The organism is Eggerthella sp. BIOML-A4 (assembly GCF_009875575.1).
Classification (GTDB): Bacteria; Actinomycetota; Coriobacteriia; order Coriobacteriales; family Eggerthellaceae; genus Eggerthella; species Eggerthella lenta.
In genome coordinates this window covers 169,677-194,946 of the sequence record NZ_WWRX01000005.1, presented here as the reverse complement: position 1 = coordinate 194,946, position 25,270 = coordinate 169,677, and the positions used below count along the sequence as shown (strand labels likewise).

The window sequence follows — 25,270 nt, the reverse complement described above, 5'->3', positions numbered from 1 at the left end:
TTCAAAGGGGGTTCGGGACGAATTCCTTACACGTTGAACTTGAAGTGCATGACGTCGCCGTCCTGGACGACGTACTCCTTGCCTTCCTGACGAAGCTTGCCGGCATCGCGGCAGCCCTTCTCGCCGCCCAGCCCCACGTAGTCTTCGTACGAGGCCGTCTCCGCCTTGATGAAGCCGCGCTCGAAATCGGTATGGATGACGCCCGCCGCCTGCGGAGCCTTCGCACCGACGGGGATGGTCCAAGCGCGCGTTTCCTGTTCGCCGGTGGTGAAGTACGACTGCAGCCCCAGAAGTTTATACGCCTCGCGCACCAGGCGCGCCAGGCCGCTCTCTTCGAGACCCATGGCCTCCAGGTACTCCTTCGCCTCGGCAGGATCGAGCTCGGCCAGGTCGGCCTCCACCTTCGCGCTGATGGGCACGGGGCGGCAGCCGTCGATCTCGGGCAGATCGGCGTCCAGTTGGTCCTCGTCCACGTTGGCGATGTACAGCATGGGCTTCATCGTCAGCAGGTGCAGATCGTAAATGGCAGCCTGCTCGTCCTCGTCCAGCCCCAACGTGCGGGCGCGGTGCCCCTCGTCCAGGCCCGCGAGCACCTTCTTCGCCACCTCGACCTTCTTGGCGCCGTCCTTGTCGCGCTTCGCCTCTTTTTCCAAGCGCGGCAGGGCCTTCTCGATGGTGGCCATGTCGGCCAGCATGAGCTCGGTCTTGATGGTGTCCACGTCGCTGCTCGGGTCCACCCGGCCCGCCACGTGCACCACGTCGGGGTCACCGAAGAAACGCACGACTTCGCAGATGGCGTCCGTCTCGCGGATGTTCGCGAGGAACTGGTTGCCCAGGCCCTCGCCCTGGCTGGCGCCGGCCACGAGGCCCGCGATGTCCACGAACTCGATGGTGGCGGGCACGATGCGCGTGGGATGGTCGATGTTCGCCAGCGCGTCCAGGCGCGCGTCGGGCACGGGCACCACGCCCACGTTGGGCTCGATGGTGGCGAACGGGTAGTTGGCCGCGAGGCCGCCCTTGTTCGTGAGGGCCGTGAACAGCGTGGACTTGCCGACGTTCGGCAGACCGACGATACCGATGGATAGCGACATGGAACTTCCTTCTCATACGATGCAGATGTGTCGTCCCATGATAGCAAACTACCCGCGCCCTGCGCGGCCTCCCCTCGCATTCTCCGACGCTTCGGTATCTTTTTCATGCGGAGCACTCGAGGTGCCCCGTCTTGACCGACAGCATGCCGCCCTACGTGCACGGCGGCATGCGTCAACACCCGTCGATGCCGATTTGACGGCGAAATCCCCGCTCCGTGGCAGCAATCGGGCGGTTTGGTAATCCTATCGATTCGCTTTTATTTACGCTTCGAACATCCGACCTGGGAAAACCCCTTCGATCGCGCTCTGCGGGTCCGAGATGCCGCGACCGAGCCCTCGTCGAGATTACCAAACCGTTCGATTTCCGCCGTTCGACTTCGCTTCCGCCGTCATACCATCTATCGGCGCAAAACCGTTCAGCGCGTCCGTTGCACGGTTTTGCCCGCGATGTTGCACTTCGAGCGCACTTGGATGCCTCCGCGCCCCAAGACGCGCAACCCGCGACGTTACGCCAGGTCGCGCGAGGTTGGGAGCCGGACGGTCCGAACCGAACGCAACATCCCTGCGAAAACCGATCGCTGCCGCCGTAACGCCGCTTGCAGCGGGATCGCGCCCGAACGAAAACCGGATCCGGTATGCGGCAAAATCAACGGTTTGGCACTACTCGGCATCCCTCGACGCATCTTCCCGAAGGATGCCGAAGCGAAACCCCAGGTCGCGTTCCGCCATCGCCTCGGAATGCCGCGCCTGAGCGAGCCGGCCGTGCCAAAACGACGTTTTTGCTGCACATGGCCTTGCGAAAACACGCATCCGGCCGAAGCGGCGCGGCCAGGGCACGGCTGGGCAGGACGACACAGGCGGGCGATGATGGCACGGGCGGGACGACCAGGCGCGACCAGGCGAGGGACGCGGCTGAGCGGGGCGACGCGACCGGGGCAGCGGACCAGGCAGCGAAGCCGGGCGCGGACGCGGCCAGGCGACCGGGCCGGCGGCCGGGGCACGACCGGGACGCAACCGGAACGCACACGAAGCACGAGCCCCATCCGCGCCGCTCGCGCCCGAAACGAAACGGAGCGCCCCGAAGGGCGCTCCGCGCGAATGCCTCGTATGCGCCTGAACGCTAGAAGCTGATGAGCCCGAACGTCTGCGCGACGAACGCAACGAGGATGACCACCACGAGCACCGGCGCCACGTACTTGATGATGACGGTCCAGGCTTTCTCCACCTTGAACTCGCTGGAGATCTTCACTTCGTCGACAATGGCCTTCGGCTTGATGATCCAACCGACGAAGATGCAGGTGAGCAGCGCGACGATAGGCATGATCACCGAGTTGGAGATGAAGTCGAAGAAGTCCAGCAGCGTGGTGCCCTCGCCCATCGGCTCGATGAACGACAAGCCGTTGTAGCCCAGGTTCACGAAGATGCCGGCCACCGTGACCACGCCGATGACGGCGCACAGCGCCTTTTTGCGCGACCAGCCCGCACCGTCCTGCACGATGGAGGTGCAGGTTTCGGTCAGCGAAATGGCGCTGGTCAAAGCTGCGAACAGTACCAGCAGGAAGAACAGGAAGCCCACGACGGTGGCCGCGCCGCCCATATCGGCGAACACGGTGGGCAGGATGACGAACATGAGCGACGGACCGGAGTTGGCCGCCACGGCCTCGCCCGAACCCATGGCCACGAACGCGGCCGGCACGATCATGAGGCCGGCGAGGAACGACACGCCGATGTCGAAGCCGCCGATGCGGGCGACGCTCTGCGTGAGGCTGGACTTCTTGTCCAGGTAGGAGCCGTACGTGATCATGATGCCCATGGCCAGCGACAGGCTGTAGAACATCTGCCCGAGCGCGCCGATGACCAGCTCCGGTGAGAACTTGCTGAAGTCGGGCGTGAGGTAGTACAGGGCACCGTCGACGGCGCCGGGCATGGTCAGCGTGTACAGCGCGATGCCTACGGCCATGATGATGAGCGCCGGCATCATGACGAGGTTCGCCTTCTCGATGCCGCCCTTCACGCCCAGCGACACCACGATGAACACGATGGCCATGAACAGGAGCATCCACAGGAAGCTCTCGGTGTTGCTGGAAATAAAGCCTGTGAAGAAGTCTCCGCCGTCGGCCAGCGCCTCCGGGCCGTTGATCAGGTAGGCCGCCGCGTACTTCGTCACCCAGCCGCCGATGATGCAGTAGTACGGCGTGATGATGAAGGGCACGGTGGACGCCAGGACGCCGATGAAGGCGTACTTCTTGCCGAACTGCTTGAACGCGCCGATGGCCGACTGGCCCGTCTTGCGGCCGAGCGCCGTCTCTAGCAACAGCAGCGACACGCCGAACGTGAACACCAGCACCAGGTAGGTGAGCAGGAACGTGCCGCCGCCGTACTTGGCCGCCAGATAGGGGAAGCGCCACATGTTCCCCAAGCCCACGGCGGATGCCGCCGCAGCCAGAATGAACGCCCACTTGCCCGACCAGGCCGAGCGCGCGTGCGCATGCGTTGAAGCCATCGAAAACCTCCGTTAACGTTCAGTTGGTATTCCCCGGAAAATCCGCTCGCGGAACGCGTCCGCAAAGGATCGGATACGGGCGCCCATCCACGTCGTGCACCTGCGCCGCGATCCAGATGCATCATTATACCGGGAAAACCCTGGTCGCCAACAACGTTTTGCCGAAAGATCCGTTTTGCCAGCAACCGACGCCCGAAGAGGTGCTACGGAAGCGTCCTCCGACGCGCGCACCGCCGCGCGGGAACCGCTTCGCATTCGGACGCCGGTCTCGCCGCTGCCGCACCGAAAGAACGTCCCGGGTCTGCGAACGTGCGCGGCGCTGCATCTTCGCCCGTAAAACACGCCTCGCGCGCTGTGGCGTGTTTTACGGGCGAAGATGCGTTCCTACGGTGACTACTCGCTGCCAGCTCCCTCCAAATCTGCGGTTTTGGCGAGGGGGCGGGCAGGGCGCTTGGGGGTTGCGGGGCGCTTGGGCTATCATGGTGCGCAGACCAAACGAGAAGGAGAATCATTCATGTGCGGTATCTGCGGATTCACCGGCGCGACCGAAGCCGACGCGCCCACGTTGAAGGCCATGTGCGACATCATGGCGCACCGCGGCCCCGACGGCGAGGGCCAGTACCTTGCCGACGGCGTGGCGCTGGGGCATCGGCGCCTGTCGCTCATCGACCTCGAGAACGGCAGCCAGCCCATGGTGCGCGCCACGGGCGCGCATGACTCCATCGTGACGTCGCCGGCTACGGAAGGCTCCGCCCCCGGATCGTTCACCATCGGCGACTACGCCATCGTGTTCAACGGCGAGATCTACAACTACCGCGACCTGCGAGACGAGCTGGCCGCGGACGGCTGGACGTTCAAGACCGAGTCCGACACCGAGACGCTGCTGGCGTCGTACCTGGCCTGGGGCAAGCTGCTGCTGGACAAGGTGCGCGGCATGTTCGCGTTCGCCATCTGGGACAAGCAGCGCGGCGAGCTGTTCTGCGCGCGCGACTTCTTCGGCATCAAACCGTTTTACTACACCGTGCAGAACGGCGAGGCCGGCCCGCAGTTCATCTTCGCCTCCGAGATCAAATGCATCCTGGAGCACCCCGCCTACGAGCGCGAGCTCAACGAGGAGGCGCTGGAGCAGTACCTGTGCTTCCAGTTCTCGGCGCTGCCCGAGACGTTCTTCAAGGGCATCTACAAGCTGGAGCCCGCGCACTGCATGACCGTGCGCGCCGACGGCACGACGGAAACCGAGCGCTACTGGCGCCCCACGTACGACTTCGACCAGAACCGCAGCCGCGAGGACACCGTGAAGGCCATCGACGCCGCTATGCGCGAAAGCGTGCGCTACCACAACGTGGCCGACGTGGAGGTGGGCTCGTTCTTGTCGTCCGGCATCGATTCCAGCTACATGGCCGCATGCCTGGCGAAGGAGAATCCCGACATCAAGACGTTCACCGTGGGCTTCGCCGAGTACGAGGGCGAGCGCGACGAGATCTCCTGGGCGCGCGAGCTGGCCGACGAACTGCATATCGAGAACAACTCCAAGCACATCGGCGAAGAGGAGTACTGGGAAAGCCTGCCCCGCGTGCAGTGGCACATGGACGAGCCGTCCGCCGACCCGAGCGCCGTGGCGCTGTACTTCGTCGACCAGGAGGCCGCGAAGAAGGTGAAGGCCGTGCTGTCCGGCGAGGGCGCCGACGAGTTCTTCGGCGGTTACCGCATCTACCAGACGCCGTTCGCCAACGCGAAGCTGTCCTGGGTGCCGAAGGGCCTGCTGCGCGGCGCGTCGAAGGCGGCTCACGCGCTGGGCGTGCGCGGCGCGAACTACCTGGAGCGCGCCAGCGAGACCCCCGAGGACTGGTACTACACCAACGCCAACGGCGTGGCGTTCAGCCCCGAGGAGCGCGCCCGCCTGCTGAAGCGCCCCGTGCAGGCGTGCTCGCCGCAAGAGCTGATCGCGCCCGCGTACGCCGAGGCGGCCGGCCTCGACGACACGACGCGCATGCAGTACGTCGACCTCTTCTTCTGGCTGGTAGGCGACATCTTGCTGAAAACCGACAAGATGTCGATGGCCCACTCGCTGGAAAGCCGCGTGCCGTTCCTCGACAAGGAGGTGTTCAACGTCTCGCGCACCATCCCCACCCCGTTCAAAGCGAACGGCGAGCAGACGAAGATCGCCCTGCGCGAGGCGGCCGAGCGCACCATCCCGAAAGACTGGGCGCAGAAGGAGAAGCTGGGCTTTCCCGTGCCCATGGTGGACTGGCTGCGCCAGGACCGCTACTACAACCAGGTCAAGGAATGGTTCACCGGCGACATCGCGCAACAGTTCTTCAACACCGACGAGCTGGTGCGCCTGCTCGACGAGCACAGGTACAAGATCGACCGCTCGCGCAAGATCTGGATCGTCTACATGTTCCTCATGTGGTACAAGATCTACTTCGTGGACAAGACCGTCCCCAAGAAACCGGCGGCGTAAACGAACGAAGGGCCCTACGGGGCCCTTCGCGTTCGCTAGGCGAGCTTCGACGAGTCGAGGGCCACGAGGTGGCCGTGCTCGTCCTCGAAGACGCACAGACCGCCGTCGCGGCTTTCGTACAGGTTGCGAAAACGCGCGAAACGGCGCTGCCGAGGCGGCTTCTCTTTGGGCGCAGCCACGGACTCCGGCTTCGGCTCCGGCTCTGGTCGCGGCTCCTGCTGCGGCTGCGTCGAGGAGGGTTCTTCCGGCTTCGTCGCCTCGACCTGCGCGGCAGGCTCGGCAACGGGCGCAGGATCGACGGGCTCGGGATCGACGGGCAAAGGAGCGGACTGCGAATCGACGCGCGCCACGGCTTCGGCCGCCTCGATGAAGTCGCTTTCGTCGGGATCGTTCTTCGCCACGAGATCGCATTCCGCCTGCACGCCGGCAACCTGGAAATCGGCTTCGCTCGGCTCTTCCACGAAAACCTCCGGCTCGATCGACGGAGCCTCGACGATCGGAGGGCGCCGTCCCCCTCGATCTCCCCGCTTTTCGATGGCGGCCTCGGCAAGCCCGCCCTCCATCACTTCGATACCCGACGCCATCACGCGCGAGGACGAGGGTTCCGGATCGAGGCCCAAGCGCGTGTACAGCGAGCGGTTGGATTGGGCGATGGACACGAGCTCGCACGCCAGCGAGACGCGCTCGGCCTCGTCGACGCCCTCTTGGAGCTGATTGCCTATTTCGAGCACGCGCGTCCACGAGACGGCGTCCATATCCTCTTTGAGCGATACGATCTTTTCCGCCTCGCGCGCCACGCGCTTTGCCGTTGATGTGCTGAACATGATACGCCGCCTTCGGTTTATCGGAGGCCTATTGTAGCACGTCAGTAGATGACTCGCCAGAATACAAGCCCTTGAGCTGGGGCGTTCTCCCCCGCAACCCGACGATCGCACGCCTCCAGCACCTCGCCCACCCAATCGGCGTCACGCTGGCCCTTCCCCACCATCACCAGCGTGCCCACGATGGTGCGCACCATGGAGTGCAGAAACGCGTTGCCCACCACCTTGATGGACATGAGGTTCTCGCCCATCACCGTCTCGGGATGGAAGGAAATCTCGCGCACGTTGCGGTGCGTGGGCTTGCCTTCCGCCGAGGCGGCCATGCAGAAGCTCTTGAAATCGTGCTCGCCCAGCAGATACTGCGCACCTGCTTCCATAGCCGTGATATCGAGGCCGCCGGGGACGAACCACGAGAAGTCCTTCATGAAGATGGGGCACGTGCTGTCCACGCACAGGTGGTAGTGATACTCGCGCGCCTGCGCGTCGAAGCGCGCCGAGAAGCCCAGCTTCTTCGGTTCGACCTCGCGCACGGTGATGGCGTCATGCGTGAGCGCGTTGAGAGAACGGCGCAAGCTGGGCAGCGAGCGTCCTGCGATGTCGCGGTCGTCCACGTCGAAGCTGACCACCTGGCCGAGCGCATGCACGCCCGCATCGGTCCGTCCCGCGCACGTGGTTTCCACGTCGCGGCGGAACAGCATGCGCAGGGCATCCTCGAGGTCGCCCTGCACGGTGGTCTGACCCGGCTGACGAGCGAAGCCGCTGAACGGCGCGCCGTTGTACGACAAGGTCAACGCCAGAGTATGGTCGCGCACGGGTTTATCAGCTGCCGCAGCGGCCGCTGCTTCGCGCTTACGCGCGGTGTTTGGGGTGATGGTTTGCGTATTCATAGCCGACATCATAAACGAACACGCCCCCTCTGCGAAGAGGGGGCGCTATCCGCTTGCCAAATTGTTTAAAAGCGCCGCGAAGCTACGTCGTATCGCGCGTTGCCCACCAAGCGAGTTCCGCACGAGCCGAAGGCCCCAGCGGGGCCTTCGAGCGAGCAGGACTGTTTGAGCGACTGGGCAATGCGCGATACGACGCTACGTACGCGAGCCATCGGCATCGCCGCGAGATAGGGCGCCCCAGCGCTTCGCAGCGTCGAGGAGCTCCGTCGTTCGAGAACGACGGAGCATCAAGAAGCCCTCCACACCTGCGAACCGAACAGATCCTGGATCTCGGAACGCATGACGGGGCTGCGGGAATCCACCGACACGGGCAGTTCGGCGCGGAACTTGCGGCCATCGCTCTGCTGCACGAGCAGAACCACGCCGTCGCGACCCGGATACGACTTCAAGATGCGGTTGAGCCGCAGCGACTTCGACTGGTCGAAGTCCGAGGACGCAACTTTCAGCTCAAGGTGCGACGGACGCGCATCGGCCTCGTTCAGCTCGATGACCTCCACCTCGAACGCCATGATCTGATTGCCGCGGTCGTTCGCCTCGAACTTGCCCTTCACCTTCACGATGGCGTCTTCCTGGATGGCCTCGGCGTTGTCGTCGTACTTGAAGCAGATGCACTCCACGTGGCCCGTCGTATCCTCCAAGGTGAACGTGGCCATCTTCGTGCCGCGCTTCGTCAGCTTCGTCACCACGTTCGAGATCATGCCCACGAACACCGCGGACTTGATCTCCTTCGTGCGCTCGGCCAGGTCTCCCAGCGAGAACTTGGTCATACGCGCGATGGTGCCCTCGTACGGGCGCAGCGGGTGGTCCGAGACGTAGATCTTCATGATCTCCTTCTCGAACGTCAACAGCTGGCGCTTCGGCCACTCCACGCCGTCCGGTTCCGGAACCTCCTCCTCGAAGCCCGAATCGGGATCGTCGCCGAACAGGTCGAACATCGACACCTGGCCGCTCTCACGATCCTTCTGGCGCTTCGAGGCGCTTTCCAGCAGCGGCGTCTCGTCAACGAAGTACATGAGCTGCTTGCGCGTGTAGCCCGTCGAGTCGAACGCCCCGCCCTTGATGAGCGCTTCCAGCGTCTTGCGGTTGTAGCATTTCGCGTCCAGGCGGTTCACGAAGTCGTGCAGCGACGTGAACGGCCCGTTCGCCTCGCGCTCCTCGATGATGGCCTCGGCCACGTTCGCGCCCACGCCGCGCACGCCCACCAGGCCGAAGCGCACGCCCTCGTCGGTGGGCGTGAACTCGGCGTTGGACGAATTGATGTCCGGCGGCAACACGGGAATGCCCGAGTGGTTGCAGCTTGCGATGTAGCGGATCAAACGGTCGGTGTTGCCCATGTAGGACGACAGCACGGCCGCCATGAAGTCGTTCGGGTAGTGCGCCTTCAGGTACGCCGTGCGCATGACCAGGATGGCGTAGGCGGCCGAGTGCGATTTGTTGAACGCGTACTTAGCGAATTTCTCCGCGTCTTCCCAGATCTGCTTCGCAATTTCCAGCGGATAGCCGTTCTCCACCGCGCCGGTGTTCCAGTCTTCCTGCAACGCGCGCATAACGTCGAGCTTCTTCTTGCCCATAGCCTTGCGCAGCTTGTCGGCCTTGCCCGCCGAGAAACCGCTCATAGCCATGGATATCTGCATGATCTGCTCTTGGTAGACCATGGTGCCGTACGTCTCCTCCAGGATGGGGCGGAGGCGCTCGTCGTAGTAGTGGATGGAGGTCTTGCCGCTGGCCACCTTGATGTAGTCCTCGACCATGCCGGATTCCAGCGGGCCCGGACGGTTGAGCGCGATCGAGGCGACGATGTCGGAGAAGCGCGTGGGAGGCAGGCGCGCGAACAAGCTGACGTACAGCGCGCCCTCCACCTGGAACAGGCCGTCCATGTTGCCGGACTGCATGAGCTTGAAGGCGCCCTCGTCGTCGATGGGGATGTCCTCGGGAATCACCTTCGTGCCGAAGCGCTGCTCGATGTTGCGGCACGCGATGGTGAGCACGTCGAGCGTGCGCAGGCCGAGGAAGTCCATTTTCAGCAGACCCAGCTCGGGCGTGTAATGGCCGTCGTACTGGGTGATGATGCCGCCGCCCTTGGTGTCGCGCTTCATGGGCACGTGATCGGCCATGGGGTCGCGGCAGATGATGGTGGCGCACGCGTGCACACCCTCGCCGCGCACGTGGCCTTCGATGGACAGCGCGGCGTCGATGACGGCCTTCACGTCCTCTTCGGTCTCGTAGGCCTTCTTGAGATCGGGGTTCGTGGCCAGCGCCTTGTCGATGGTGATGCCCAGCTCGTCGCCGATCATCTTCGTGATCTTGTCGCCGGTGCTATACGGGTAGTCCAGCACGCGCGCGGCGTCGCGCACGGCGTTCTTGGCCTGCAGGGTGCCGAACGTGATGACCTGCGACACGTGGTCCTCGCCGTACACGTCCTTGATGTGGTTGATCACTTCTTCGCGACGGCCCTGCTCGAAGTCGACGTCGATATCGGGCATCTCCACGCGCTCGGGCGACAGGAATCGCTCGAACAGCAGGCCGTTGGACAGCGGGTCGAGCGCAGTGATGTCCATGGCGTACGCCACGATGGCGCCTGCGGCCGAACCACGGCCCGGACCCACGCCGATGCCCTGGCTGCGCGCCCATTCGATGTACTCCTGCACGATGAGGAAGTACGCCGGGAAGCCCTGCTGGATGATGATGCCCATCTCGTAGTCGGCGCGCTCCTGCGCCTCCTGCGGAACGGGATTGCCGTAGTGCTTGACCAAGCCCTCCTGCACGCGCTTGCGGAAGTAGCTTTCCTCGGTCTCGCCCTCGGGCAACGGGAAACGCGGAAGGATGGAGTCGCGCTCCAGCACCACGTTCACCTTCTCGGCCACTTCCACCGTGGTGTCGCAGGCCTCGGGGAAGTCCTTGAGGGCCTCGCGCATCTCCTCCTCGGTCTTCATGTAGAACTGGTCGTTCTCGAAGCGCATGCGGTTGGCGTCGTTGAACGCCGCGCCCGTGCCGATGCACAGCATGTAGTCCTGGGCGCGCGCGTCCTCGCGCGTGAGGTAGTGGAAGTCGTTCGTGGCGATGGTCTTGAGGCCGGCGGCCTTGGCCACGTCGGTCAGCATGTGGTTGAGCTCGGTCTGCGTGAACCCGGCATCGGTGCGGATGCCCTGGTTCTGCAGCTCGATGTAGAAATCGCCCGGTTCGAAGCAGCTGGCGAACTTCTTGGCCCATTCGACCGCCTCGTCTACCTGGCGGTTGTCGAGCAGCTTCGGAATGATGCCGGCGATGCAGGCCGACGAGCCGATGATGCCCTTGCCGTACTTCTGCAGCATGCTGAAGGTGGTGCGCGGCTTGTAGTAGAAGTTGTCCACGTGCGACTCGCTGACCAGCTTCACCAGGTTGTGGTAGCCCTCGTTCGTCTTGGCCAGCAGCAGCAGGTGGTACAGCTTCGGCTTCGTGTCCTTGCGCAGCTCTTCGTCGGTGGTGAAGTACACCTCGCAGCCGTAGATGGGCTTCACGCGCTTGCCCGTCTCGGCTTCCACCTTGTCGCACATCTCGCACAGCTGCGGAACGCCCGACATCACGCCGTGATCGGAGATGGCCACCGCGGGCATGTCGAGGTCGGCGGCTCTCTTCACCATGTCGTAGATATGAGTGTGGCCGTCGAGCAGGGAATATTCGGTATGGTTGTGCAGGTGGACGAATGCCATATCTTGTGCCTCTTGTCAGTCATGGATGCGCGTCGTGGTATCGATGACATTCTAACAGCATTCGTCGTAAAGCGCCGTCTTCAAACAGCGAACAAACGATGGTTTTTGCGCGAACGCCGCCCGCAACAGCAGGCGGCGTTCGCAGCGCTCGATCCGCCGCTTACGAGACGCCCGATATGACGCCGCCGCGTATCTGGCAGCCGACGAGCTTGGACTCGCAGTACACGCTTTCGACGTTGAGCGCCCGCCTGACCTTCTCGATAAGGTCGAGGATGGCCTGCTCGTCGCCGTGGGTGCTGTCGAACACGAGCGTGTCGTTCTGCACGACGGTCCCGTCCTCTTTGGCGAAGCCTCCTTCGGCCTCGTACACGGTATAGCCCGACCCCGCCTCGATGAACAGCGGGATGGCGATATCCTTCGCCTCCTCCATGGTGAGCTCCTGCTTGCCGGTGTCTTTGTCGGTGAGGCCGAAGTACAGGCAGTACACCACTTCCTGCCGATCGGTCACACCGTTGACGAGCGGCTGCGCAGCATCGTCGGACACCTTCGAAGCGCAACCCGCGCACAGCGCGGCGACAAGCGCTCCGGCGCACAGGCACGCGCCCAGCTTCTTCCACGTTCTTGCGTTCATACGAACCCCTTTCGTTTAGGATTCGATCCATTGTAGGACGCACCGCTTCGCTCGCGCGCACCGAGTCGTGCCAAAATCGCGCACAACCTGCCCGATTTCGCACGGCTCGCCGAGCGCTCGCGCATCCTTCCCCACCTTGGGCGCAAATCGACTCCCATGACAATATCCGGCGGGATCGAACCCCCGGAAGGCGCAGGGGGATTTAGCCACCAGGGGTTTTGCATGCCTTCGCGGCGGTAGGACTCAAAGGAATTGCCATAGGCATCGATTCGCGCCCAAACCGAAAGACTGCGGGAGCCCGTCAGACTCCCACAGGGCGCCGGTAGAGGCTTGACGGCGGAAACGGCGTCGAGCGGTAAAAAACGAACGGTTTGGTAATCACACTGATTCGCTTTGTTTTACGGTTCGAGGAGTATCCGACCTGGGGAAACGTTCCCAATCGCACTCGGCGGACTCGAAGCGCCGCGGCCGGGCTCCGCCAGGATTACCAAACCGTTCGATTTTTACCTCGACGCGTGCATTTCGCCGTCAAGCAGGTGTCGGCGGGTGCTGGGGTCGTTCGAGCCCTTAGCCTCGAGCAGACGACAGAAATCCCCGATTGCGCGAAGATCGACGCGGCCGCCCTCGCATCGCGGCTCCGCAGGACTCCCCTATTCCCCTTCGCCCTCCGTCAGATAGCGCTCGGCTTCGTCCAGATCGATGTACATGCCCTGGGTGACGGGCCGCCCGTCGATGCCCGGAAGATTGCATTGCCGATACAGCACGCGTGCGACGGAGCCGTCGCGCCTGATGAAACGATAGGAGAACGGCTCCGACTCGCCGGTCTCTATCATCTCGACGCTCTTCTTGTACAGATGGTCGAGATCGTCGGGATGCACGATCATTCGAAGGTTGGCTCCAACCTCTCCGTAAAACTGCTCCTTCGTGTAGCCGAGGATGTCGAACATAGCTTGATTCATATAAGTTATCAGCATGTCGCCCGACAAATCGTAGCGAATGATGCCCACGGGCACGACCCCGTAGAATTGATCGAGCGCGGGGCCTTCGTCCAACCGCTCCATATCCATTGCCGCCATCTGCAAGGATCTATGCGAATGACCCGAACGGTTGACTCGGTCGATCTTCATCTTGGTCAGAAGGACGCCGGCATCGGTTGCCAAACACGACGCACCGAAGTAGAAGACGCCCTGGTAGTCCACGTCTCCGGTGAATACCGCTTCGCCGCTCACCGCGACGAGATCGCCGGACAGCTCGTTCACCGTGATGGCCTTGTACGCGATGGAGAGCTCCCGGCCGCTCATCGCGCGCTCGAGATGCGCGCGCACCGCGTCGATGCCCGAGAAGCAGCCCTCCTCGAACCGATCCTGCCACTGCACGTCGTCGAAGCAACAGTCTGCGAACGCATCGAGATCCTGCCTTACGAAGGCATGATCGAACAAGCGCACGATGAACGACCGCGCGTCCTCTTTGCGCAGCGGCGATCGCTTCTGGGGCTCGTGCGCCAGGGCGCGTTCCAGCAAGCCGCCGAACGAAGCCTCGTCGACCGGGCGGCTGAAGAAGAAGCCTTGGGCAATGTCGCACCCGATGCCTTTCACGAACTCGACCTGCTCGGCGGTTTCGATGCCCTCGCAAACCACGACCAGGCCCAGCACCTTGGCGATGTTCGCCATCGAGTACACCACGGTCGCGTTGCGGAAGTCGGAAAGGTCGCGCTGGAAGAACAGCTGGTCGATCTTCACTTCGTCGATGGGCAGGTTCTGCAGCATGCCCAGCGACGAGTACCCGCTGCCGAAATCATCCATGGCCACGCTGAAACCGTGCTCGTGCAGCCGCTTCACTTGGCCGATCACGGTGTCGAAATCCTCGACGAACGCGCTTTCCGTGATTTCCGCGCACAGATACGACGGAGGGACGGCGTAGCGGTCGACGATGCCTTTCAACGCGTCGGCGAACGAGTCGTCCAAGAAATGCAAGCGCGAGAAGTTGCAGTTCAGCGGCACGATGACCGCGCCCTTGTCGAGACGGTCGCGCAGGAAGCGGCAGCACTGCTCGAATATGGCCAGATCGAGGTCGACGATGGCGCCGCTGCGCTCGAGCGGCGGGATGAACACGGCGGGGCTGACCAGGCCGCGCGACGGATGCCGCCAGCGCGCGAGCGCTTCGGCCCCCACGATCCGGCCGTTCGAGGGCCTGAACAGGGGCTGGAAGAAGGCTTCGAACTCCCCGCGTTCGAGCGCATCGCCGATCTCGACGGACAGCTCCATCGAAAGCCGCATATCCTCCCGCAGACGCGCGAATTCCGCATCGTCGGTCTCGAACGCGTAGCGGCGGCTCCGGCCGAGCTGCTTCGCCTTGCGCAGCGCCACCTCGGCTTGATGGATGAGGGCCGCCGGCGTCAAGGCAGCTTCCCCGTCCCACGACACGACGCCCGCGCCGGCGGTCAGGCTGACGGACGTGGATTCCCCGGAAGGCCCTTCCCCGTCGATGGTCAGGCGCACGGAGAGCAGATCGCTCGTGAGGCCGTCCAGGACGTCCCGGTCGGCGCCGTCGACGATGGCGAGGTACTCCTCGCTGCCCACGCGTCCCACCATCTCGACGCCGGTCGAGAGGCTCGTCTGCAGATAGCGTCCGAACCGGGCTATGATCGCGTCGCCCACCGCATAGCCGTACGCGTCGTTGAACGACCTGAAATTGTCGATATCGATGACGATGAGGCTGAACGGACGACCCTTCTGGGCAAGGCACCGCTCGATGCGTCGCTCCAAGGTCGTACGATCCGGCAGCCCCGTCAGCGCGTCATAGCCGTCTTCCTCGCCCTCGATCTGCACGCATCCGGAGAATTCAAGGGACTTCCGACGACTCACGAGCGTTCTCCTTCATCTTTGCGCCGCAGCCCGTCGGCGCACAACGATTTCCCCCTTATCATACCACTCTCGAATCCGAACCTCTCGCATTGTCCGAGACCATCCCTCTTCGGGACGCCAACGCCTCGAAAACATAGCCGGAAAAAAGGAAGAGCCCCGTGCGGGGGCTCTTCCACATCTTGCTCGTCAACCGCAGCGCATCGGCCGTTGCGTTGCCAAGCGACCGAAGCCGCGCGTCTTCGAACGCGTCCGCCTTAAGCCGCTTTGGCGACCCTCAGCTGAACGTCGCACCACGCCTTATCGGCTGCGAGCGTCGTCTTGCGAGCCTCCTCTTCGGAGAGTCCGGACAGCTGCTCCTCGATGCCGGCCAGCTGCTCGCGCACCTGCTCGACATCGATGTCGGCCGCAGGCAGCGCACGATCGGCCAAGATGATGACCTTGTCGTCCGTCACCTCGACGTAACCGCCCTGCAAAGCGTAATGCACGGTCTCGGAGGCGCCGACCGCCTTCACGCGCGCCTCGCCGTCAGCAAGCACCGACACGAGCGGAGCATGGCCTTTCAGAAAGCCCATCTCGCCTTCGACGCCGGGCACGACGACGAGCTCGACCTCATCAGAGACCAGCTTCGCCACCGGCGTCACGATGTCGCACATGAACCCAGCCATTACGAGGCCTTCTTCATCTCTTCGTACGCGGCGTACACGTCTTCGATGGAGCCCTTCATGCGGAAGCACTGCTCGGGGATCTCGTCGCACTCGCCGTCGAGGATGGCGGCGAAGGAACGGATGGTGTCCTCAAGCTTCACGTACTTGCCCGGCAAGCCCGTGAACTGCTCGGCCACGTGGAAGCACTGGCCGAAGAACTGCTGCGCCTTGCGGGCACGGTTCACGATCTTCTTCTGATCCTCGGACAGCTCGTCCATGCCGAGGATGGCGATGATGTCCTGCAGGTCCTTGTAGTTCTGCAGAAGCTCCTGGATGCCCACGGCCACGCGATAGTGCTCCTCGCCGACGATCTGCGGGTCGAGCGCGCGGGAGGTGGACTCCAGCGGGTCGACTGCCGGGTAGATGCCCAGCTCGGAGATCGAACGGGACAGAACCGTCTTCGCGTCGAGGTGCGTGAACGTCGTGGCCGGCGCAGGGTCGGTCAGGTCGTCGGCGGGCACGTACACGGCCTGCACGGACGTGATGGAGCCGGTGGACGTCGACGTGATGCGCTCCTGCAAGTCGCCCATCTCGGTTGCCAGCGTCGGCTGGTAACCCACGGCAGAGGGCATGCGGCCCAGCAGAGCGGACACCTCGGAGCCGGCCTGCGTGAAGCGGAAGATGTTGTCCACGAACAGAAGCACGTCCTGGCCCTGATCGCGGAAGTACTCCGCCTCGGTGAGGCCCGCGAGACCCACGCGCAGACGCGCTCCCGGAGGCTCGTTCATCTGACCGTACACGAGGCAGGTCTTGTTGATGACGCCCGAGTCGCTCATCTCCAGGTAGAGGTCGGTACCCTCGCGGGTACGCTCGCCCACGCCCGTGAACACCGACGTGCCGCCGTGCTCCTGGGCCAGGTTGTTGATGAGCTCCTGGATGATAACCGTCTTGCCCACGCCGGCGCCGCCGAACAGACCCGTCTTGCCGCCCTTGACGAAGGGCTCGACGAGGTCGATGGCCTTGATGCCGGTCTCGAAGATCTCGGTGGTGGTGGACAGCTCGTCGTAGTCCGGAGCCGGACGGTGGATGGGCATGTAGCCCTTCACCTCGGGCATCGGCTTCTCGTCGACGGGCTCGCCCATGACGTTCCAGATGCGGCCCAGGGTCTCGGGACCCACGGGCATCATGATCGGGTTGCCCGTGTCGACGACCTCGAGGCCGCGGACGAGACCGTCCGTCGAGCTCATGGCCACCGAGCGGACAAGGTTGCCCGGCAGGTGCGTCTCGACCTCGAGCACGAGGTGCAAGTCGCCCGCCAGGGTCTTGGCATCAACCGTCAGCGCGTTGTAAATCGCCGGCAGCTGATCAGGGGGAAATTCGACGTCAACGACAGGGCCGACGATACGCACGATGCGACCGGTAGCGCCCTTGCTGGCCTCGAGCTCCTCCTTCGTAAGCATTTGTTCAGCCATTTAATCCTCCAAAGCCGCTGCGCCACCGACGATCTCGGAAATCTCCGTCGTGATAGCGCCCTGGCGTACGCGGTTATACAATCTAGTCAACGTTTCGAGCACTTCGGTAGCGTTGTCCGTAGCCGACATCATGGCGTTGCGGCGCGCGCCCTGCTCGGCAGCAGCCGAGTCGATGAGCGCATGGTACAGCGTCGTGCGCACATACGCCGGCAGCAAGCGGTCGAGGACGGCCTCGGCGCTGGGCTCGAAGATCACATCGCCCTCGAGCTTCGCCTCGCCCGCTTCCTGCTGCACGCCTTCGGCGGCCAGCTCGGCATCGAGCGCAGCCGTGTCCACGGGCAGCACGAGCTCCGTGCGCAGCACCTGCTCGGCAGCGTTCTTCGAGTGGTTGTACACGACAAACACCTCGTCGATCGTGCCGTTCTCGTATCCGTCGATGGCGTACGCCGCGACGGACGCGGCCTCCTCCACCGTCGGATCGGCAGAAAGGTCCGTGAACCCGAGCACCGGCTCCACCTTGCGGTAGGTGAAGTACCCGACGGCCTTCTTACCGCAGGCGACGACCTGGACGGACGCGCCTGCGGCCTGCTTTTCCTTCATGAGACGCTCGACGTGCCGCAGCACGTTGCTGTTGAAACCGCCGGCAAGGCCGCGGTCCGACACAACCACGACGAACAGCACGTTCTTCACTTCGTCGTGCTTGCGCAACAGCGCGTTATCGGAGCCACCTACACGCTTGGCAACGTTGGCCAACATTTCGACCATGGATTCGGAGTACGGCGTCGCAGCCGCCACGCGCTCTCCAGCGCGACGGATCTTCGCAGCCGCCACCATCTCCATGGTGCGCGTGATCTGCTTCGTCGAAGAGACGGAGCCGATACGCCTTTCTATGTCGTGAAGGTTGGGCATAGTCTACCTGCCTTAGGAAGCCGAGGGCGAGAACTGCAGCTTGAAAGCTTCAATAGCGGCGTTCAGGTCGGTTTCGATTTCATCGGTAAACTTCTGCGCCTTCTCGAGGGCCTCGACGATCTCCGGCTTGGAAGCGTGGATGAAGTCGAGGAACTCGCCGCGGAAGCGGACGACGTCGGACACCGGGATGTCGTCGAGGTAGCCATGAGCACCTGCGTAGATGGACATAGCCTGATCCATGACGGGCATCGGCACGTAACGACCCTGCTTCAGCAGCTCGGTCATGTGGGCGCCGCGGTTCAGCTGATCCTGGGTCGACTTGTCCAAGTCGCTGCCGAACTGCGTGAACGCCTGCAGCTCGCGATAGGACGCGAGATCGAGGCGCAGCGTGCCGGCAACCTGCTTCATGGCCTTGACCTGCGCGGAGCCGCCGACGCGCGACACCGAGATGCCGACGTTGACCGCAGGGCGCTGGCCCTGGAAGAACAGGTCGGTGGACAGGAAGATCTGGCCGTCCGTGATGGAGATGACGTTGGTCGGGATGTAGGCGGACACGTCGCCGGCCTGCGTCTCGATCATGGGCAGCGCCGTGAGCGAGCCCGCGCCGTACTCGTCGGACATCTTGACCGCGCGCTCCAGCAAGCGGGAGTGCAGGTAGAAGATGTCGCCCGGGTACGCTTCGCGTCCCGGCGGGCGGCGCAGCGTCAGCGACATCTGGCGGTACGCCACGGCCTGCTTGGACAGGTCGTCGTAGATGCACAGCACGTGGCGGCCCGGGTTGTCGGCCGTGGCCGGCTGGCCGTTCTCGCCGTTGTACATGAAGTACTCGCCGATGGCGGCGCCCGCCATGGGGGCGATGTACTGCAGCGGAGCGGAGTCGGACGCGGAGGCGTTCACGATGATCGTGTACTCCATCGCGCCGTGCTTCTCCAGCGTCTCCACCAGGCCGGCGACCGTGGACGCCTTCTGGCCGATGGCGACGTAGATGCAGATCATGTCCTTGCCCTTTTGGTTGATGATGGCATCAACCGCAATGGACGTCTTGCCGGTCTGGCGGTCGCCGATGATCAGCTCGCGCTGGCCGCGGCCGATGGGGATCATCGAGTCGATGGCCAGGATGCCGGTCTGCATCGGCTCCTCGACGGGCTGGCGCTGGATGACGCCGGGAGCCTTGAACTCCACCGGGCGCATGCCTTCGGCCTTGATGGGGCCCTTGCCGTCGATCGGCATGCCGAGCGGGTTCACCACGCGGCCGAGCATCTCTTTGCCCGAGGGGATCTCCACGATACGACCGGTGGTCTTCACCTGGTCGTTTTCCTTGATTGCGGTGACGTCACCAAGCAGCACGGCGCCGACTTCGTCCTCTTCGAGGTTCTGGGCCATACCGTAGACGGTCTGGCCGTTGGAACCCACGAACTCGAGGAGCTCGCCCGCCATGGCGTCCTTGAGGCCGTCGACGCGCGCGATACCGTCGCCGATCTGGATGACGGTTCCGACTTCGCGAGATTCGACGCTCGTATTGAGCGCATCGAGCTGCTTGCGCAGTGCCTCGTCAATAGACTGTGCGGTGATTTCAGTCACTAGCATTCACCTCCATCTGTTGATAGTTTGAGCACGTTGCGAGCGCTTTCCAACTGCGACAGGACGCTGGCGTCGATTCGCTTGCCGTTGGCACTCATCAATATGCCGCCGAGCAGGGACTTGTCGATATGCTCGCGCAACACGACGTTCGTTCCCAGGTCGGCCTCAGCTTTCTTCGTAATGACCTCGCGCAGATGATCGTCCAGTTCGACGACGGTCGTGACGTCGACGACAGTGACGTTCAGCTTGCGTTCGAGCTGTTCTCCATAGCTGGCCCATACGCGCGACAGCAACGCGAAGTCCTCGCGCTCGGCCATGACGGCCAGAACGTCGACGAGGACGGGATTGCTGGATGCGAACAGGTTGCGCACCAGCTGACCCCTCTGCTCGGGCGTATAGGAGCTGTCCTCCAAGGCGTCGGAGAGATCCATGTTCGAACGTGCGATGCGCAGGATGCGCTCGGCCTGGTCGCGGACCTCGAGCACGGCGTCTTGACCGCCTGCTTCGTATGCGCCGTCCAGAAGCACGGACGCATACGTCGCGACCTTCTCTTTGAGAATTTGGCGGTTAGTTGGCATTGAAACTGCCCGCCTCGTTCACGTAGCGCTCGATGATCTTGCGGTGCTCGGCATCGTTGAGATCCTCGCCGATCAGGCGAGACGCAACGGAGATGGACAGGTCGGCAACCGAGCCCTGCAGCTCGGAGATGGCGGCCTTCTTCTCCGCTTCGATGGCGTTGTGCGCCTTCTCGATCATCGCGGTGGCCTCGGACTGCGCCTTATCGGTGATGTCGGCCTTCACGGCCTCGCCCGTCTTCTTCGCGTCTGCGACGATCTGGGCGGCCTGGGCTTTGGCATCCTCCAGCTGGCGTTTGTATTCCTCAAGCACGCGCTCGCTTTCGACGCGAGCCTGCTCGGACTTCTCAAGGGAATCCTTGATGGTCATCTCGCGCTTCTCCAGCATGGCCTCGAACTTCGGCCAACCGAACTTGGCCAGAACGATCCAGAGCAGGATGAAGATCACGAGCATGGGGATGAACTCCGCCATGTCGGGCAAGATGGCGCTCAGGCCGCCCGACGACTCTCCTTCAGCCGCGAACGCGAGCGCAGGGAAAGCAAACGTCATGCCGGCGCCGGCAAGCGCGGCAAGCCCGATGCGGGCCGATGTTTCTTTCGCTTTAGCTTTCACGTACGTTACCTCCTATGTAAGCCTTATACGGTTACCTCCTATGTAAGCCTTATACGGCACGGTATCCGAATGAGGCTTAGTTACACGATGAAGGTAAGCACGAAGCCGATGAGGCCCAGAGCCTCGGCGAGAGCAGCACCGATGATGAAGTTCGTGAACAGACGACCCTGCAGTTCGGGCTGGCGAGCGGTGGCGACGCAGCAGCCGTAGCAGGCGATGCCGATGCCCAGGCCGGGGCCGATGGTCGACAGGCCGTAGCCCACGAGCTTCAGAGCCGCAAGAGCGAGTGTAATTTCCACAGTTTCCTCCTTTTACCGTTCTCGGGCTTCTCCCGAGAACCATGGACACCTTCTATGTCAACCAGCCGTGGAATAGCCGGTCAAACACCAAACGTTGCCGCGCGCAGGCGCGTGCGCCCTCCCCTTTCGGAAAGGGCGCGGGGTCGACCTAGTGGTCGGACGTGGCCAGGCCGATGTACACCGCGCTGAGGATGGTGAACACGTAGGCCTGCAGGAACGCAACCAGCACCTCGAGCGCGTACATGGCGAACAGGAACAGCATCCACGCGATGGAGATGCTTCCCACGCCGACGCCCGCGCCCTGGATGGCGGAGCCGATGAACACGCTGGTGAGCAGCGCGAAAATGCCGAGAACCATATGGCCGGCGAACATGTTTCCGTAGAGTCGAACGGCCAGCGTGAGCACGCGCAGCACGGTGGAGAACAGCTCGAGGAACCACACGATGGGAACCATGACCAGCGGCAGGCCCGACGGCGCGAACGACTTGAGGTAGCCGCCGAGGCCCTTGGCCTTGATGCCCCAGAAGATGAAGTAGATGAACGAGATGGCCGCGAGCGCCCAGGTGATGCTGATGGACCCCGTGGGGGTCTTGCAGCCGGGGATGAGGCCCACGAAGTTGCTGATCAGGATGAAGAAGAACAGCGTGGCCAAGAACGGCAGGTGCTTCTTGTAGCCGTGGCCGATGGCGCTTTCGCCCATGTCCTTCTTCACGAACTCGTAGCCGTACTCCACCATGTTGGTGAACTTGTTCGTGGGGATGATCGTGAGGCGCTTGCTGGCCGCAAGCACGACGACGAGCGTGATGAGGAAGCAGATGAGCATCCACAGCACGTACTGCGTCATGCCGAACGATCCCGACCCGAACACGAAGGCGGAATCGAAAGAATGCTGCAGGTGAGGTACCTGTTCCGCTAGGGATTCAAGAGGATTCACGTGTCTTTACCTTTCCATCTTACTTCCGCACTAGATTGCTGACGCCGAACCCGATAGCCGCGACGGAAAGAGCCACGACCTCGGCAAGAACGAAGGGCAGGACGAACTCGCGCGCGAGGAGCGCGCAGGCGATGGCGGTTACGAAGAGCACAGCGACCGAGAGCAGCACACCTAGAAGAAGGGCACCGGCGTGCCCCAGGTTGCTGGTGTCGGTCACTCGTCTCGTCATACGCAAGCCGGCGAACAGCGGAGCGAACCCCGCAGCGCCCGCGAGCGCCCCCAGAACGATTGCTACTGCCATGTCCCACTTTCTTCTTGACCGTCGAGCGCACAAGTACGCATCCTACCAAGCCGACTCGTATGATAACGGAACTTCACGTTCGGCTGACGGCAGGGTTACAAAAACTTACAAAATTTGGGTGAGTGGAAGAATAAACCGGCCAAAAAACTGCATAAAGCGCGGGGGAACGGTAAGCGAAACCGTATATTCTCCAAGCGGAAAAGGACAGGAATGAGACAGGGGGACGGGGCTAGTGGCTCATTTTACGTCAGGAGGGCGTGTCAAATCACCCGTCCCCCTGACACGCCCGTCCCCTATCCCATTCCCCTATCTCGTTTACAGGTCGAACACGCGCAGCTTCATGCCGGCTTCCTCGAGCATGGACATGGCCAGCTCGTCCGGGTACGGGTTCTGGTAGACGATCTCGTCGATGCCGGCGTTGATGAGCATCTTGGCGCACACGATGCACGGCTGCGTGTTGACGTAGATGGACGCCCCCGTGATGTTGATGCCGTAGCGCGCCGCCTGGATGATGGCGTTCTGCTCGGCATGCAGGCCGCGGCAGATCTCGTGGCGCTGGCCGCTGGGCACGCCGAGCTGCTGACGCAGGCAGCCGGTCTCGGCGCAATGGCGCATGCCGGTAGGCACGCCGTTGTAGCCGGTGGCCAGTATGCGGCGGTCCTTCACGATGACGGCCCCTACGGCGCGGCGCATGCACGTGGTGCGCGTGGCGACCTCGTTCGCCAGCGTCATGAAGTACTCGTCCCAGCTGGGGCGATGGTCGAGTGGTTCCATTGCTTACCTCTTTCAACCTGCGCGACCGGGTGGGCGGCGGCGCAACGCCCAGTCGCTCGGACAGTCCTCGCTTCGCTGCGGAACTCGCTTGGTGGGCGCCGCGCCGCCGCTCACCCTTCAAGGTTATCGAAACCGCCAAGCCGAAAACACCGGCCCCGCTCCCAAGCCAACAGCCATTCTGCGGGCGATCTTCAGAAAGGGAGATCCTACCTGCGGCTTTTCTGTTACTTGGTGCCGAAAATCCTGTCGCCGGCGTCGCCGAGGCCGGGGACTATGTAGGCATGTTCGTTCAGGCATTCGTCGATGGCGCAGGTGTAGATCTGCACGTCCGGGTCGGCGGACAGCACGGCCTCGATGCCGACGGGCGCCGCCACGAGCACGACGAGCTTGATGTTCTTCACGCCGAGCTTTCGCAGATAGTGGATGGCCGCCGTGGCCGAACCGCCCGTGGCCAGCATCGGGTCCACCACCAGCACGTCGCGCTGGGAGATGCTGTCGGGGAGCTTCGCGTAGTACTCGTGCGGCTCATGGGTTTCGGGGTCGCGGTACATGCCGAGGTGTCCGACGAACGTGGAGGGCATGAGCTCCTGCAGCCCCTCAACCATGCCGAGGCCCGCGCGCAGGATGGGGACGATGACCATCTTCTTGCCGGCCACCTGCTTGCACGCAGCCTTGCAGATGGGCGTTTCAACCTCGACGTCCTCAAGCGCCAGATCGCGCGTGGCCTCGTAGCCCTCGAACATGGCAAGCTCGCGCACGAGGGCGCGGAAGTCCTTCGACGACGTGTTCTTGTTGCGCAGCTTGGACAGCTTGTGCTGGACCATCGGGTGGTCGACGACGGTGACGCGGTCGTAGTGCATGGGATAAGCCTTCTTTCTTGCGATCCGGTTCGGGAACTAGTAATCGAGCTCGGGATACAAAGGGTGCGCGGCAAGGAGGGCGTCCACCTTCGCACGCACATCGGCGAGCTTCGCCTCGCTCTCGGCGTTGAACACCGTGGCGGCGATGAGCTGGCCCACCTCGTAGAAGTCGTCGGCCGTGAAGCCGCGCGTGGTGGCCGCAGCGCTGCCCACGCGGATGCCGCTCGTGACGAACGGGCTGCGCGGCTCGTTGGGGATGGAGTTCTTGTTCACCGTGAGGCCCACGCTCTCCAACAGCTTTTCGGCATCCTTGCCGGTGACGTCGGCCGGCGTGAGGTCCACGAGGCACAGGTGGTTGTCGGTGCCGCCGGACACGAGGCGCAAACCGCCGTCCATCATGCCCTGCCCCAGCGTGCGCGCGTTCTCCACCACGTGGTCGATGTACTCCTTGTAGGCGGGCTGCATGGCCTCTCCGAACGCCACGGCCTTGCCGGCGATGACGTGCATGAGCGGGCCGCCCTGCGAGCCGGGGAACACGGCCTTGTCGATGCGCTTGGCGATGTCCTCGTCGTTGGACAGGATGAAGCCGCCGCGCGGGCCGCGCAGGGTCTTGTGGCTGGTGGACGTCACCACGTCGGCATGCGGAACGGGGCTGGGATGCGCGCCTGCGGCCACGAGGCCGGCGATGTGAGCCATGTCCACCATGAAGTACGCATCCACCTCGCGCGCGATGGCGGCCATGCGCTCGAAGTCGATGACGCGCGGATAGGCGCTGGCGCCGCCCACGATGAGCTTGGGGCGCACTTCCTTGGCGATACGCTCCACCTCGTCGTAGTCGATGGTCTCGGTCTGGGCGTCCACGCCGTAGCTGGCGAAGTCGTAGTGGCGGCCGCTGAAGTTCACCGGCGAGCCGTGCGTGAGATGGCCGCCCTCGGCCAGGCTCATGCCCAGCACCGTGTCGCCCAGCTCGATGAGCGCCTCGTACGCGCCCAGGTTCGCGTTCGCGCCGCAATGGGGCTGCACGTTGGCGAAGTTCGAGCCGAACAGCTGGCAGGCGCGCTCGCGCGCGAGGTCCTCCACGAGGTCGACCTTCTCGCAGCCGCCGTAGTAGCGCTTGCGGGGATAGCCCTCGGCGTACTTGTTCGTGAGCACGCTGCCCACGGCTTCCATGACGGCGGGCGACGTGAAGTTCTCCGAAGCGATGAGCTCGACGGAGTCGCGCTCGCGCGTAAGCTCCTGGCGCATGGCATCGGCGACGGCGGGATCGGTCTGGGATACGTACTGGAGGGCCATGGTGT

Annotated in this window: 20 protein-coding genes; 1 reads left to right on the top strand and 19 read right to left on the bottom strand. The window is 63.6% G+C overall.

Translation table 11 applies throughout. The features are described 5' to 3' along the window. Nucleotides 1-26: 26 nt before the first annotated feature. Complete coding sequence (gene ychF, locus GT613_RS06280; protein WP_009608824.1) at nucleotides 27-1,091, bottom strand: redox-regulated ATPase YchF; 1,065 nt, start codon at nucleotides 1,089-1,091, stop codon at nucleotides 27-29. A gap of 1,120 nt (nucleotides 1,092-2,211) precedes the next feature. Then, complete coding sequence (locus GT613_RS06275; RefSeq protein ID WP_009608892.1) at nucleotides 2,212-3,594, bottom strand: sodium-dependent transporter; 1,383 nt, start codon at nucleotides 3,592-3,594, stop codon at nucleotides 2,212-2,214. A 514-nt stretch (nucleotides 3,595-4,108) separates the two neighbouring features. Here GT613_RS06275 and asnB point away from each other — a divergent pair. Beyond that, entirely contained in the window at nucleotides 4,109-6,058 is a 1,950-nt protein-coding gene (gene asnB, locus GT613_RS06270; protein ID WP_009608861.1) for an asparagine synthase (glutamine-hydrolyzing), read from the top strand. A gap of 35 nt (nucleotides 6,059-6,093) precedes the next feature. Here the strand turns inward: asnB and GT613_RS06265 are convergent, their stop codons facing one another. From GT613_RS06265 to glyA, 17 genes are all read right to left on the bottom strand, one after another. After that, complete coding sequence (locus GT613_RS06265; protein ID WP_161172561.1) at nucleotides 6,094-6,882, bottom strand: hypothetical protein; 789 nt, start codon at nucleotides 6,880-6,882, stop codon at nucleotides 6,094-6,096. Nucleotides 6,883-6,923: 41 nt separating this feature from the next. Next, a complete protein-coding gene (gene truA / locus GT613_RS06260; RefSeq protein WP_015760370.1) occupies nucleotides 6,924-7,691 on the bottom strand; it encodes a tRNA pseudouridine(38-40) synthase TruA in 768 nt (255 codons plus the stop codon). 362 nt (nucleotides 7,692-8,053) lie between these two features. Further along, nucleotides 8,054-11,515 carry a DNA polymerase III subunit alpha gene (gene dnaE, locus GT613_RS06255; protein WP_009304816.1) on the bottom strand — a complete coding sequence of 1,154 codons (3,462 nt, stop codon included), beginning with the start codon at nucleotides 11,513-11,515 and terminating at the stop codon, nucleotides 8,054-8,056. A 160-nt stretch (nucleotides 11,516-11,675) separates the two neighbouring features. Further along, complete coding sequence (locus GT613_RS06250) at nucleotides 11,676-12,146, bottom strand: hypothetical protein (protein WP_009608814.1); 471 nt, start codon at nucleotides 12,144-12,146, stop codon at nucleotides 11,676-11,678. A gap of 650 nt (nucleotides 12,147-12,796) precedes the next feature. Next, entirely contained in the window at nucleotides 12,797-15,010 is a 2,214-nt protein-coding gene (locus GT613_RS06245; protein ID WP_009608876.1) for an EAL domain-containing protein, read from the bottom strand. A gap of 254 nt (nucleotides 15,011-15,264) precedes the next feature. Further along, nucleotides 15,265-15,675, bottom strand: coding sequence for an ATP synthase F1 subunit epsilon (gene atpC, locus GT613_RS06240; RefSeq protein ID WP_009608826.1), 411 nt, complete (start codon nucleotides 15,673-15,675; stop codon nucleotides 15,265-15,267). Further along, on the bottom strand, nucleotides 15,675-17,114 hold the full coding sequence (gene atpD, locus GT613_RS06235; protein ID WP_343085337.1) for a F0F1 ATP synthase subunit beta: 1,440 nt from the start codon (nucleotides 17,112-17,114) through the stop codon (nucleotides 15,675-15,677). Before atpD ends, atpC begins: the two co-directional genes overlap by 1 nt. Nucleotides 17,115-17,126: 12 nt before the next feature. Next, the gene (atpG, locus tag GT613_RS06230; protein WP_009304821.1) at nucleotides 17,127-18,035 is read right to left on the bottom strand and encodes an ATP synthase F1 subunit gamma; all 909 of its coding nucleotides are present in this window, start codon (nucleotides 18,033-18,035) and stop codon (nucleotides 17,127-17,129) included. Nucleotides 18,036-18,047: 12 nt separating this feature from the next. Then, entirely contained in the window at nucleotides 18,048-19,622 is a 1,575-nt protein-coding gene (atpA, locus tag GT613_RS06225) for a F0F1 ATP synthase subunit alpha (protein ID WP_156996442.1), read from the bottom strand. After that, entirely contained in the window at nucleotides 19,616-20,194 is a 579-nt protein-coding gene (gene atpH / locus GT613_RS06220; protein WP_009608836.1) for an ATP synthase F1 subunit delta, read from the bottom strand. The genes atpA and atpH overlap by 7 nt, the downstream gene beginning before the upstream one ends. Further along, nucleotides 20,184-20,804 (bottom strand): F0F1 ATP synthase subunit B, encoded by a 621-nt coding sequence (gene atpF / locus GT613_RS06215; RefSeq protein WP_009608905.1) that lies wholly within the window; start codon nucleotides 20,802-20,804, stop codon nucleotides 20,184-20,186. The genes atpH and atpF overlap by 11 nt, the downstream gene beginning before the upstream one ends. Before the next feature lie 80 nt (nucleotides 20,805-20,884). After that, the gene (gene atpE, locus GT613_RS06210; RefSeq protein WP_009304825.1) at nucleotides 20,885-21,103 is read right to left on the bottom strand and encodes an ATP synthase F0 subunit C; all 219 of its coding nucleotides are present in this window, start codon (nucleotides 21,101-21,103) and stop codon (nucleotides 20,885-20,887) included. 148 nt (nucleotides 21,104-21,251) lie between these two features. After that, nucleotides 21,252-22,037 (bottom strand): F0F1 ATP synthase subunit A, encoded by a 786-nt coding sequence (gene atpB / locus GT613_RS06205; RefSeq protein ID WP_009304826.1) that lies wholly within the window; start codon nucleotides 22,035-22,037, stop codon nucleotides 21,252-21,254. Between the two features lie 19 nt (nucleotides 22,038-22,056). Then, nucleotides 22,057-22,338: a hypothetical protein gene (locus GT613_RS06200; protein ID WP_009304827.1), complete on the bottom strand. Its 282-nt coding sequence runs from the start codon at nucleotides 22,336-22,338 to the stop codon at nucleotides 22,057-22,059. 315 nt (nucleotides 22,339-22,653) lie between these two features. Beyond that, nucleotides 22,654-23,112, bottom strand: a complete 459-nt coding sequence (locus GT613_RS06195; RefSeq protein WP_009304828.1) for a cytidine/deoxycytidylate deaminase family protein — start codon at nucleotides 23,110-23,112, stop codon at nucleotides 22,654-22,656. Between the two features lie 224 nt (nucleotides 23,113-23,336). Beyond that, on the bottom strand, nucleotides 23,337-23,972 hold the full coding sequence (gene upp, locus GT613_RS06190; protein ID WP_009304829.1) for a uracil phosphoribosyltransferase: 636 nt from the start codon (nucleotides 23,970-23,972) through the stop codon (nucleotides 23,337-23,339). Between the two features lie 36 nt (nucleotides 23,973-24,008). Continuing rightward, nucleotides 24,009-25,265 (bottom strand): serine hydroxymethyltransferase, encoded by a 1,257-nt coding sequence (gene glyA, locus GT613_RS06185; RefSeq protein WP_009304830.1) that lies wholly within the window; start codon nucleotides 25,263-25,265, stop codon nucleotides 24,009-24,011. Between the last annotated feature and the right edge of the window lie 5 nt (nucleotides 25,266-25,270).